Origin of the sequence: Janthinobacterium sp. LPB2021202312-11-4 (assembly GCF_037049705.1) — a bacterium.
Taxonomy (GTDB): domain Bacteria; phylum Pseudomonadota; class Gammaproteobacteria; order Pseudomonadales; family Pseudomonadaceae; genus Aquipseudomonas.
The window spans coordinates 98,047-109,378 of record NZ_JBAGKV010000020.1 but is presented as its reverse complement, the minus strand read 5'-3'; the positions used below and the strand labels follow the sequence as shown (position 1 = coordinate 109,378).

Here is an 11,332-nt window from a genome sequence, read left to right as displayed (position 1 = left end):
GGGCAAAGGGTTTCAGAACGAAACCTTGGGTGCATCCTGAATCGTTGCGCTGTCGGCAAATTCGAGCAGACTGGCGTCGGCGCCATGGCCGAAGAGTTTGGCCAGCAGTAACGCCGGGAAGCTCTGCTTGAGGGTGTTATAGGTCATGACCGCATCGTTGAACGCTTGGCGGGCGAAGGCCACTTTGTTTTCGGTGCTGCTCAACTCTTCACTGAGTTGCTGCATGTTTTGCGAGGACTTGAGGTCGGGATAGGCTTCCATGGTGATGTTAAGGCGGCCCATGGCACTGTTCAGCGCGCCGTCTGCCTGGCTCAGTCGGGCGATGTTGGCCGAATCGCCCGGTTGCGACCGGGCCGCCTGCAATCCGGCGATTGCGCCGTTGCGCGCAGCAATCACGGCCTCAAGGGTTTCGCGCTCATGGGTCATGTAGCCCTTGGCGGTTGCTACCAGATTGGGGATGAGGTCATAACGACGTTTGAGCTGAACCTCAAGTTGCGCAAAGGCATTCTTGAATTGGTTTTTGCGAGCGACCAAGGCATTGAACACGCCAACGGCATAGAGAATGAAAAGGGCCAGGAGGACCAGAAGAACGGCGTTGCTAGCTGCCATGTGATGTCCTTATCAACGAGCGGGTTTGAGCGCGGGATGTTAGCTGAAATCCTTGTGCCTGACCGCTTCTTGCTGCTCCTGTAGCGATATTTCAGGCCTGGATATGCGACAGCGCTCGCTCTACATACTCTTCCTTCTCACCCATCGGCGCGAAATAGTGCAGCACTTCCCGCGCTGTTTCGGTGCCCTTGAGCCGGGCCAGCAGCCAGGCCGACAAGTACTGTGCCGACAAACATCCACCGGCCGTGGCGATGTTGCCGTTGGCGTAGAACGCTTGATTGACGATATTGGCCCCGGCCGCCTGCACCCAGGGTTTGCTGGTGGTGTCGGTGCAGGCGGGTGCATCGCCGAGTAGCCCAAGCTTGGCCAGAAGGAACGTGCCGGAGCATTGCGAGCCCAGCAATTGCCGCGTCGCGTCGAACTTCAGTTGATCCATGACGGCCGGGTCGTTGGCCACTTCACGGGTCTTCATGCCACTGCCGAACAGCACCGCGTCGGCGGCACAGGCTTGCTGCAAATCGATGTGCGAATCGATGGTCAGCCCGTTCATCGACGTCACCCGAGGCGTCGGTGACGCAATGCTCACCCGCCAGTCCTGATCCCCCAGCAGGGAAATCCGGCTGAGCATGCCGTAGGCGATCAGCGAATCCAGCTCGTTGAAACCGTCAAAGGTCAGAATGGCGATGTGCATGGCGAATCCCGCAGGTTTTTTCGCAGCCTACGCCCAGCCGATGTAATGCCTCCCGTACAGTGCGTCGCAAAATTATCGCTACAGTAAGGAATGATTCGCCACCCGCGCAGTCGGAACTCAGTACCACGACAACCCCGGAGGTTCACCGATGAACAGCAAAACCCTTATCGCCAGCCTCGCCCTTGTCGCCGGCATTACCGCTATCAGCCCGCTCGTCCAGGCTGATGAAACCCCGCAGAAAACCGTCCAGCCCGGCGTCAACAACAGCCGCAGCCTGGTGAAAGGCGACCGTGCGCCTGACATGTATCAGCGCAGCGAAAAAGCCGTGAAAAACTGGAAGCAGAGAGGCCTGAAAGCGCCGTCGGCTGACGCGCAGTGGGTGCAGATCAATGACAAGTACATGATGGTCAAAATTACTAACGGGACGATTGTGGATGTGACGCCAGTGGAGCGTTAAACCGCCGATCAAACGTCGGGCAGTGACTGCCTCGCCACAGTTTTTTTGCGCTCTTGACTATCAGGGGGGCCAACAGCTATTCGCTGTGGACGCGGGCCGCACTGTTCGTCCCCAACCGATACTGATTATTACCACTGCGCTTGGCTTCATACATCGCCAGATCCGCGATATGAAGCAGCCGGTCCATGCTCGGGGCGTGATCCGGGAACACCGCGACCCCGAGGCTGGTGCCGATGTGGCGCTGGTCATTGCCAATCGTCACGGGTGGCGAGAGCTCGACGAAAATTTTCTGACAGATGCTGCGGGCTTCGTCTTGCAGGTTGATGCCCGGGGACAGGCCTTGAAGGATCACCACGAACTCGTCGCCGCCAATCCGTGCGACGGTGTCGGTTGAACGCAGGACTCTCTTCAGGCGCGTGGCGGTGGTGACCAGCACCCGGTCGCCGGCCGCGTGGCCGTAATGGTCGTTGATCGCCTTGAAACCGTTGAGATCGACAAACACCAACGCCACCCGTGTGGCGGTTATGCGGGCCTGTTCCAGCGCTTCGGACAGGCGTTCTTCGAGCGCCAGGCGATTGGGCAGGCCGGTCAGCGGGTCGTAGTGGGCCAGGTGTTGCAGGTAACTGGCGGAAGCTTTTTCTTCGGTGATGTCGCGCACCACCCCCATCATTTTGATCGTCGCGTCCTGGTCGTTCTTCACCACATTGCCGGTCTCGCGCAACCAGCGGAGGGTGCCGTCGGCCCAGACCACGCGGTATTCCTCGTCATGGTTTTCACCGGTTTCCAGGCAGCGCAATTCGCCGGCGCGGACCTTGGCCCGGTCGTCCGGGTGCACGCAGGAGCAGAACAAGGCGTAGGAGGGCGTGACTTCGCCGACCTTGAACCCGAACATGCCGTAGATCGCTTCCGACCAGTAGAGCTTGTCGGTGTCCACGTCCCAGTCCCAGGTGCCGATGCGCGCGAAGTACTGGCTGCGTTTGAAGCGTTCGGCGTCGCCGTCCAGATGAATGTTTTGCCCCGTGGACAGGCTGGCAATCAGCGCACGGCATTCGGTCAATTGTCGTTGCAGGGCAAATAGGCGGCCGGCCAGCGCAATAAGCGCGGCGAGCATCACTGAGCCAATGGCAGCGCTGATCCAGAGGAGCATCATTCAGAATTGGCCATCGTGGCGTGTTTAACCGTCGGGGTGATGGCGCTTATCTTAGTTCACGGTTACGACCGGAAATAGATCTAAACCGCTCCGAACAGTTGCCAATTGCCTGTAATTCTGGGAAAACGGCGCCCATCAGGCCCTTCAGGGGAGCAAACAGACGAGTGCATTTAATGAATGAAGATCTTCAGGTAATCGATCTTGAACAGGGTGACGGTAAAGCCGCAGTCAAAGGTGCGCTGATCACCACCCAGTATCGCGGGTGGCTGGAAGACGGCACCGAGTTCGATTCTTCCTACAGCCGTGGCAAACCTTTTCAGTGCGTGATCGGCACCGGGCGGGTGATCAAGGGTTGGGATCAGGGGATCATTGGGATGCAGGTTGGCGGCAAGCGCAAGTTGCTGGTGCCGGCGCATCTGGCGTATGGCGAACGGACGATGGGTGCGATTACGCCGAATTCGAATTTGATTTTCGAGATTGAATTGCTGGAAGTGCTGACGCGGGATGATTGATTTGTAGGGTTTGGGGGGGAGATCAAAAGATCGCAGCCTTCGGCAGCTCCTACCTGGCCAGCGTAATGCGCGGTATCCCGGTAGGAGCTGCCGAAGGCTGCGATCTTTTGATTTTGGCGCGTCGGTTAAACACCTCAATAACGCTTGTGTTTAAGCACCCTCAAAGTTACTTCCTGAAAAGCTACAAGACCTTGCGTCGTTGCCTACGGCTACGCCAGAATCCGCCGGCTTGTGCGCCTTGCCCCCGGCTTCTATCGTTTGCGTGCCACTGCCCTTCAGTGGTCGGGTTTAGCAGCCCGAGTCGTTAGTGAGATGCATAGCGCTCCCTTCAGTCAGGTATTTATAACCCTGCACTTGATGGTGGCTGTGCGCAGGGCGCCCTCGGGCGCGCCGGTTTTACTAACTCCCGGTCTGCTAACCTGCGCACAGCCGCCACCCTCCGTTTAGCAGCGAAGTGTGAACGGCTCCGATTCAGGAGTTAGTAGATATGTCTAAAGTAACGCCAGACCCGCCAGAAACCGATCCGACATCCCCGAACGAACCCGATTCAACACCCGGCAACGAAGCACCCCAGCCAACCCTCGATTACCCCTCATTCGCCGACATCAAAGCCACCCCGCGTAAACCCTGCACGCTGTTCCACGTAGACCCTGACGCCAGCCCCGAAACCCTCATGGCGTTTTTGTGCGAGACGCTGGCTTCGACCGACGTGATGGTCCATCACTTGGTGGACCTTCTGGAGGGTGGGTCGCGCAATGCGCTGCTGGGCATTTCCAACAGCGTCATGCTCGCGGAAATCACGGCGAACCGGGTGCTGGATCAAATCGAGCCGTCTGAATAACTACAGCCTGTTTGGGGGGCAGGGATCGTTCCCACGTTGTGCGTGGTAACGCCTCACCGGACGCTCCGCGTTCGGCTTTGGGACGCGGAGCGTCCCTGGCTGCATGCCCACGCGAGCGAGGGGACCATCAATTCAAGAAACCTCCAGTAACACCTTGCCAATTCCCGGCCCTATCAGCGACTATGCTCGCCATATAGGGGTAGGGGGTATGGGTATGTCGCACATTCACGAACACAAAGACGATTTGCTCAACCGCGTCCGGCGCATCGCCGGGCAGGTTCAGGCGGTGGAGAAGGCGCTGGAATCCGATGCCGATTGCGCCAAGACCTTGCACTTGGTCGCGGCGATTCGTGGGGCGGTCAACGGTTTGATGGATCAGTTCATCGACGCCCATGCCCGTGAACACGTGGCCCATCCCGACCTCAGCAACGAGCAACGCGCACAAGGCGTGGAAGAGTTGCTGCAAGCCATTCGCCGTTATTCGAAATAGAGCGCGATCACCATGACGCTGACACCTCAAGCTCCATCCTTCACCCATAGCCACGTGTTCCTCGGTGATGCCCACGATGAAAACGGTCGTCGCACGTTGTGGGTGGTGGCGCTGACCTTCGTGATGATGATTGGCGAAATCGTCGCCGGTTATATCACCGGTTCGATGGCGCTGCTGGCCGACGGTTTTCACATGGCGACCCATGCCGTGGCCCTGGGCATCGCCGCGGCGGCCTACGGGTTTGCCCGACGTCACGCCAATAATGCGCGATTCAGTTTCGGCACCGGCAAGGTCGGTGATCTGGCCGGTTTTGCTTCGGCCATGGTGCTGGGGCTGGTGTCGCTGGGGATCGCGGGCGAGTCGATCCTGCGCTTGTTCCAGCCGACGTCCGTGGCGTTTACCGAAGCGACGATCATTGCGGTGGTGGGGTTGGCCGTGAACATCGTCAGTGCCTTTCTGTTGGCGGGCAATCATGGTCATCACGATCATGATCACAGCCACGACCATGCTCATCATCACGACAACAATCTGCGCTCAGCCTACGTCCACGTCCTGGCCGATGCCTTGACCTCGATCCTGGCCATCGCCGCGTTGCTGGCCGGGCGTTATTTGGGCTGGGTATGGCTCGATCCGGTGATGGGCCTGGTCGGCGCCATTGTGATCGCGAAATGGGCCTATGGCCTGATGCGCGACAGTGCCGCCGTGCTGCTGGACACCACGGATGAGCACGTGGCCGAGGAGATTCGCGAGTTGCTCGAATCCTCTGGCGACGTGACCATCAGCGACCTGCACGTCTGGCAGGTCGGCCCGGACGCGCGGGCCGCGATTGTCAGCGTGGTGGCGGCGGCCAGTGTCAGTGCCGATGCCATTCGCGAACGTCTGGCGCCGGTGCATGAGTTGTCTCACCTGACGGTCGAACACCGCACCGCATAGCAATCATGCTTGGGCTTCGCTGAACAGCGGAAGTCGGCCGTTCAGGGACGGGCGGTAAACCCAGGTCAAGCGCTCCAGCGCCGGTTTCATTGCCAGGATTTGCGTCAGCGTGGCGCTGGCGATGCTCAACGCGAGCGCCTGTCCGGGGCATTGATGGCGGCAGGCGCCGAAGGTAAAGCTGCGCCGGTCTGGACGGTCGAGGATGAAGGTGTCCGGGTTGTCGTTGAGCTGCGGGTCGCGATTGGCCTAGGCCAGCAGGACCAGAATCGCGTCACCGGGGTTGAGGCTCGCGCCTTCGATTTCACAAGGCGCAGCGACGAAGCGGCGGGTGTTCTGCACCGGGGGATCGAAGCGTTGGGCTTCCGCGATCAGGTCTTCAACGAGCGGCAAATCACGTTGCAATGACGGATTGCGAATCAACGCCACCAGCGCATTACCGATCAACCCGGCGCTGGCTTCATATGCCTGGGAGCAGAGGCCGATCAGGTTGGCGATCAGCACCTCCTTATCTGAAGACGTGAACCGTTGCCTGATGCCACTCAACAGCGGACTCTGTGCGTCCGGTTCCTCCAGCAACTCGATGAAATAGCCCCGTAGCTGCTCCGCCGCCGCATGCGCAGCCTCCAGTTGCACCGGTTGGCTCAGCGGCGACAGGCACGCCACGAAATCGGCGGTCAACTCGCTGATCACCCGAGCCTGAGCCGGGGAGAACCCCAGCAACGCCGCGACCACGCACACCGGGCCGCGAAACATGGCTTTGGCCAGGCCCTCGACGTCCGGGGTGATCAACCGCGCACCGACTAACGCCTGCACTTGATTGGGGTCGATCAACGCCAACCCGGGCTCAATCGCCGAGCGCGGACACCGCTGGCGTTCGCCCTCGTTCATGCGCATTAACCGACCGAACACGGCGCCGGCCAAACCGTCGGCAATCGTCTTGGGCACGGGCTCATTCGACGGGCGTACGTGGCAATCCGGATGGGCCAGCACCGCAGCTACCGTGGCGGCGCTGCTGGCCACCCACAGGTTCAGTCCTTGATGAAAAACCAGCCCAGCCTCGGTGCGCAGTTGCGCGTAATAGGGATAAGGATCGGCATGAGTCGCAGCGATGATCGGGTCCATAAGTCGCAGCCTTGTTCGTGGTGGGAGAAGTGTTGCTACTATCTCCAGTCCAACCAGGCCTCGATTCGTCCGGGAGCGAAATATGAACGTTGAACAACACGACATCGGCGTCTCTCAAGTGGCCGCCGCGATTGCGGAGCCGGCCCGGACGAAAATCCTCTGTTCGTTGATGGACGGCCACGCCCGCACCAGCACCGAGCTGGCGGCGATTGCTGAAGTCAGTGCTTCCACCGCCAGCGCACATTTGGCCAAGCTCAAGGAATCGGCGCTGGTGCGTTTGCACGTTCAGGGCCGCCATCGCTATTACAGCCTCGCCGGCAAACCCGTGGCCCAGGCATTGGAAGCCTTGATGGTGCTCGGCCAGAACGCTGCGCCGACCTTCAATTCGCGCACCCCGGATCGCCTGCAATTCGCCCGCACCTGCTACGACCACATGGCTGGCACCTTGGCGGTGTCGCTGCATGACCGGATGATCGAGGCGGGGTGGTTGCTGGAAACCGATGAGCAGGTTTATCAACTGAGTGACAGCGGCGAGGCGTTTTTTGAAGGGTTGGGCATCGAGGTCAAGGATTTGAGCACATTGCGCCGCAGCTTTGCCTGCCCTTGCCTGGACTGGAGCATGCGCCGGCCGCACCTTGGCGGTTCGCTGGGGGCGGCGTTGTTGCAGGTGGCGATCAAACGCAAATGGCTGACCCAGGACCTGGACAGTCGGGCGCTGGCGTTGACGGCGCTGGGGCGCAAGGAACTGGGCAGCCGATTCGCCGTTGAACTGCCCGTTCCGCTGACGATCGCACCTCCCGCGCCCGCAAAGTCCCGACGCCCGGCGATCGCAGGCTAATGGCTGGCCGAGGTTTGCCCGTTGCCCAAATTGCGCATGCCGTTGCCGCGTTACTACTACGGTGTGGCCGCGCAGATGACAGCGCATTCGTGGATTGGTTGTTTGCCCGGATTGCCGAGGATGTGTTGCGCTGGTCATCGCCCGATGCGCCAGCCCCTACGCCCTGAAATCCCAGACGATTTCCACCACCCGGATGGCCAGCACCAGATAAACCAGAAACAAAACTACCTGGAACGCCGTGTGATACCGCAGCCGTGACAAACGCCGCAGGCCATCGCTGACATTGAGCAGCATCAGCACCGCTGACACCCCGATCAGCACCCATCCCGCAAAATCCGAAGCGAGCAGCCCCATGTAAAGGTGGTGGCCGCTGTGCAGCGCATTGGTTCCCGCCGCCAACAGCAGCGCACACACCAGCAGGTTTTTGATGTTGTCGAACACCTGGGTGGTGAAGTCGGTGTCGAGCAAGGTCAGATACTTGCGCCAGAGTTTGCTCATGGTTTTTTGAACCTATTGATCGCGGTTGCAGGCGGCAAGTCTAGCGGCGAATTGATTTGGGCGCCGCTTTCATCCTGGAGGCCCGATGCGCTCGACGTGATGTTAAAAAATGTTATTTATGAAAAAGGACTTCACATAATCTGTTCATTGGTGGATTATCTGCCCAACCCGTATGGCAACCTGAAAACAAAACAAAACAGGATGGCGACGATGCTCGACAAGACATCCCCCTATTTACCGCGTCCCGCTCAAGGGCCCGGTATCTCGCATCCCCCTCTCTCTAACGTGGACAGTGGCCTATGCCTGCCTGGCGTGGACACAGCCGCTGCTTTTCTCCGGAGTACCCCATGAATAACAAGAATGTCGGCGTTATCGGTCTTGGCGCGATGGGCCTGGGTATTGCCCGCTCGTTGTTGCGCAGCGGCTTCAATGTGCATGCCTGTGACGTGCATGAAGCCGTCACCCGGCAGTTCGCCAGCGAGGGCGGCGTCGCTTGCACTTCACCGGCGCACATGGCGGGTGAGTGCGACGTGATCATCACGGTGGTGGTCAATGCCGAACAGACTGAAACCGTATTGTTCGGTGAAGGCGGTGCGGCGGCTGCGTTACGTCCTGAAAGCCTGGTGATTGGCTGTGCCACCGTAGCGCCGACTTACGCCGTGGACCTGGGGCAACGCCTGGCCGAAAAAGGCTTGCTGTACCTGGACGCGCCCATCTCCGGTGGCGCCGCCAAAGCAGCGGCCGGTGAGATGACCATGATGACGTCCGGCCCGGCACCGGCCTACGCCAAAGCCGACGCGGTGCTGGCGGGCATGGCGGGCAAGGTGTATCGCCTGGGCGACGTTCATGGCTTGGGCTCCAAGGTCAAAATCATTAACCAGTTGCTCGCCGGCGTGCACATTGCCGCGTCTGCCGAAGCCATGGCGTTGGGGTTGCGTGAAGGGGTTGATGCCGATGCCCTGTATGAAGTGATCACCCACAGCGCGGGTAATTCGTGGATGTTCGAGAACCGCGTGCCGCACATTCTCAAGGCCGATTACACGCCATTGTCCGCCGTCGATATTTTCGTCAAGGACCTGGGGCTGGTGCTGGATACCGCCCGCGCCAGCAAATTCCCGCTGCCCTTGTCGGCCACCGCACACCAGATGTTCATGCAGGCCTCCAGCGCCGGCTTCGGGCGCGAGGACGACTCGGCGGTGATCAAGATTTTCCCAGGCATAACGCTGCCGACCGCCAAGCCTGAATCTGTTTGAGGACCGCTCCATGACGCTTTCCATTGCACGCCCCTTGCTGGGTTGCATCGCCGATGACTTCACCGGTGCCACGGACCTGGCCAATATGTTGGTGCGCGGTGGTATGCGCACCGTGCAGAGCATTGGTATCCCCAGCAGTGAAGTGGCCGCGGGGCTCGATGCCGATGCAATCGTTATTGCGCTGAAATCCCGTACCACCCCGACCACGGATGCGGTCGCAGAATCCCTGGCGGCGCTGAACTGGTTGCGGGCGCAAGGTTGTGAGCAGATTTTCTTCAAATATTGCTCCACCTTCGACTCGACCGCGGCCGGCAACATCGGCCAGGTCAGCGAGGCGTTGCTCAAGGCGCTGGGCAGTGATTTCACGCTGGCCTGTCCGGCATTCCCGGAAAACGGCCGGACGATTTTTCGTGGTCACTTGTTTGTGCAGGACCAACTGCTCAATGAGTCGGGCATGCAGCATCACCCGCTGACGCCGATGACCGATGCCAATCTGGTGCGGGTGCTGCAATCGCAAACCACGCTGAAGGTCGGGTTGTTGCGCTACGACAGCATCGCCCAGGGCGCTGAGCTTGTACGGGAAAAGATTGCTGAACTGCGGGCCCAAGGCATCGGCATGGCCATCGCCGATGCGTTGTCCGATCAGGATCTCTACACCCTCGGCACTGCCTGCGCCGATCTGCCTTTGCTGACCGGTGGTTCGGGCCTGGCGTTGGGGCTGCCGGAAAACTTTCGTCGGGCCGGCAAGCTGCGGGACCTGGATGCCGCTGTATTGCCTGCGGTGTTTGGTGATGAAGTGGTCCTGGCCGGCAGCGCCTCGGTGGCCACCAACGGGCAGGTCGCAGCCTGGCTTGAATCCGGTCGGCCAGCCTTGCGGATCGATCCTTTCGCGCTGGCGGCCGGCGAGCCGGTGGTCGCGCAAGCCTTGGCCTTCGCCCGGGACAATGAGCAGACCGTACTGATCTACGCCACCAGTTCGCCGGATGAGGTGAAGGCTGTGCAACAGCAACTGGGTGTCGAGCACGCCGGCAGTCTGGTGGAGCGTGCCTTCGGCGAGATTGCCTATGGGCTGCTGCAAAGCGGTGTGCGCCGCTTCGTTATCGCGGGCGGGGAAACCTCGGGCGCCGTGGTTCAGGCATTGGGCGTGCAACTGCTGCAGATCGGCGCGCAGATCGATCCGGGCGTGCCGGCCACGGTGAGCAGTACATCCGAGCCTTTGGCCCTGGCCCTTAAGTCGGGCAATTTCGGTTGTCGGGAATTCTTCGATAAGGCCCTCAAGCAATTGGCCGGAGGTGCTAAATGATTAATGAAAACGCCCTGCGCGAAGAGATTTGCGACGTCGGCCACAGCCTCTATCAGCGCGGCTACACCGTGGGCAGCGCGGGCAACATCAGCGCCCGTCTCGACGATGGCTGGCTGATCACGCCCACCGATGTCTGCCTCGGTCGCCTCGACCCGACGGCCATCGCCAAGGTCAATCTGGCGGGGGAGTGGGTCTCCGGGGACAAGCCGTCGAAGACCCTGGCCCTGCATCGCCAGGTCTACGATCGCAACCCCGGGGTTGGTGGCGTGGTGCATACCCATTCCACGCATCTGGTCGCGCTGACCCTGGCCGGGGTCTGGCAACCGAATGACATCCTGCCGCCGCTGACGCCGTATCAGGTGATGAAGGTCGGGCACATTCCGCTGATTGGCTATCAGCGACCGGGCTCGCCAAAGGTCGCCGAGCAAGTGGCGCAACTGGCCAACAGCGTGCGCGGCGTGATGCTTGAACGTCTCGGGCCGGTGGTCTGGGAAAGCTCGGTGTCCAAGGCCAGCTATGCCCTGGAAGAACTTGAAGAAACGGCGCGCCTCTGGCTGATGAGCAACCCGCGTCCCGAGCCCTTGGGCAAGGACGCGCTGGACGAGTTGCGCGAGGCGTTCGGCGTCCATTGGTAG

The 11,332-nt window shown here is 60.6% G+C and carries 15 protein-coding genes; 9 read left to right on the top strand and 6 right to left on the bottom strand.

The genetic code is table 11. The annotated features are described in order from the left end of the window. Window positions 1–12: 12 nt before the first annotated feature. Complete coding sequence (locus tag V5E99_RS20985) at window positions 13–609, bottom strand: LemA family protein (RefSeq protein ID WP_499804166.1); 597 nt, start codon at window positions 607–609, stop codon at window positions 13–15. A gap of 91 nt (window positions 610–700) precedes the next feature. Next, complete coding sequence (locus tag V5E99_RS20980; protein WP_499804165.1) at window positions 701–1,300, bottom strand: DJ-1/PfpI family protein; 600 nt, start codon at window positions 1,298–1,300, stop codon at window positions 701–703. Between the two features lie 148 nt (window positions 1,301–1,448). On the opposite strand from V5E99_RS20980, the gene V5E99_RS20975 reads away from it, so the two are divergent. Continuing rightward, the gene (locus V5E99_RS20975) at window positions 1,449–1,757 is read left to right on the top strand and encodes an RcnB family protein (RefSeq protein WP_499804164.1); all 309 of its coding nucleotides are present in this window, start codon (window positions 1,449–1,451) and stop codon (window positions 1,755–1,757) included. Between the two features lie 76 nt (window positions 1,758–1,833). On the opposite strand, the gene V5E99_RS20970 is transcribed toward V5E99_RS20975, so the two are convergent. Beyond that, complete coding sequence (locus V5E99_RS20970; protein ID WP_499804163.1) at window positions 1,834–2,907, bottom strand: diguanylate cyclase domain-containing protein; 1,074 nt, start codon at window positions 2,905–2,907, stop codon at window positions 1,834–1,836. Between the two features lie 173 nt (window positions 2,908–3,080). Between V5E99_RS20970 and V5E99_RS20965 the strand changes: the two genes are divergently transcribed. From V5E99_RS20965 to dmeF, 4 genes are all read left to right on the top strand, one after another. Further along, window positions 3,081–3,419: an FKBP-type peptidyl-prolyl cis-trans isomerase gene (locus V5E99_RS20965; protein WP_499804162.1), complete on the top strand. Its 339-nt coding sequence runs from the start codon at window positions 3,081–3,083 to the stop codon at window positions 3,417–3,419. Between the two features lie 487 nt (window positions 3,420–3,906). Beyond that, window positions 3,907–4,260 (top strand): DUF6124 family protein, encoded by a 354-nt coding sequence (locus V5E99_RS20960; RefSeq protein ID WP_499804161.1) that lies wholly within the window; start codon window positions 3,907–3,909, stop codon window positions 4,258–4,260. Between the two features lie 214 nt (window positions 4,261–4,474). Beyond that, on the top strand, window positions 4,475–4,750 hold the full coding sequence (locus V5E99_RS20955) for a metal/formaldehyde-sensitive transcriptional repressor (protein WP_054054437.1): 276 nt from the start codon (window positions 4,475–4,477) through the stop codon (window positions 4,748–4,750). 12 nt (window positions 4,751–4,762) lie between these two features. Beyond that, a complete protein-coding gene (gene dmeF, locus V5E99_RS20950) occupies window positions 4,763–5,683 on the top strand; it encodes a CDF family Co(II)/Ni(II) efflux transporter DmeF (RefSeq protein ID WP_499804160.1) in 921 nt (306 codons plus the stop codon). Window positions 5,684–5,686: 3 nt separating this feature from the next. Here dmeF and V5E99_RS20945 read toward each other — a convergent pair whose 3' ends face one another. Both V5E99_RS20945 and V5E99_RS20940 read right to left on the bottom strand, forming a co-directional pair. Then, window positions 5,687–5,812, bottom strand: coding sequence for a hypothetical protein (locus V5E99_RS20945; protein WP_499804159.1), 126 nt, complete (start codon window positions 5,810–5,812; stop codon window positions 5,687–5,689). Between the two features lie 117 nt (window positions 5,813–5,929). Further along, window positions 5,930–6,805, bottom strand: a complete 876-nt coding sequence (locus V5E99_RS20940) for a cytochrome P450 (RefSeq protein ID WP_499804158.1) — start codon at window positions 6,803–6,805, stop codon at window positions 5,930–5,932. An 82-nt stretch (window positions 6,806–6,887) separates the two neighbouring features. Here V5E99_RS20940 and V5E99_RS20935 point away from each other — a divergent pair, with 82 nt between their 5' ends. Further along, window positions 6,888–7,643, top strand: a complete 756-nt coding sequence (locus V5E99_RS20935; RefSeq protein WP_499804157.1) for an ArsR/SmtB family transcription factor — start codon at window positions 6,888–6,890, stop codon at window positions 7,641–7,643. A gap of 156 nt (window positions 7,644–7,799) precedes the next feature. Here the strand turns inward: V5E99_RS20935 and V5E99_RS20930 are convergent, their stop codons facing one another. Further along, a complete protein-coding gene (locus V5E99_RS20930; protein ID WP_499804156.1) occupies window positions 7,800–8,141 on the bottom strand; it encodes a hypothetical protein in 342 nt (113 codons plus the stop codon). Between the two features lie 299 nt (window positions 8,142–8,440). Between V5E99_RS20930 and ltnD the strand changes: the two genes are divergently transcribed. Genes ltnD through otnC form a run of 3 tightly spaced genes read left to right on the top strand, consistent with a single transcriptional unit; the run spans window position 8,441 to window position 11,332 of the window. Further along, window positions 8,441–9,394 carry an L-threonate dehydrogenase gene (ltnD, locus tag V5E99_RS20925; protein WP_499804155.1) on the top strand — a complete coding sequence of 318 codons (954 nt, stop codon included), beginning with the start codon at window positions 8,441–8,443 and terminating at the stop codon, window positions 9,392–9,394. Between the two features lie 10 nt (window positions 9,395–9,404). Then, window positions 9,405–10,697 (top strand): 3-oxo-tetronate kinase, encoded by a 1,293-nt coding sequence (otnK, locus tag V5E99_RS20920; RefSeq protein WP_499804154.1) that lies wholly within the window; start codon window positions 9,405–9,407, stop codon window positions 10,695–10,697. Continuing rightward, window positions 10,694–11,332 carry a 3-oxo-tetronate 4-phosphate decarboxylase gene (otnC, locus tag V5E99_RS20915; RefSeq protein ID WP_499804153.1) on the top strand — a complete coding sequence of 213 codons (639 nt, stop codon included), beginning with the start codon at window positions 10,694–10,696 and terminating at the stop codon, window positions 11,330–11,332. Before otnK ends, otnC begins: the two co-directional genes overlap by 4 nt.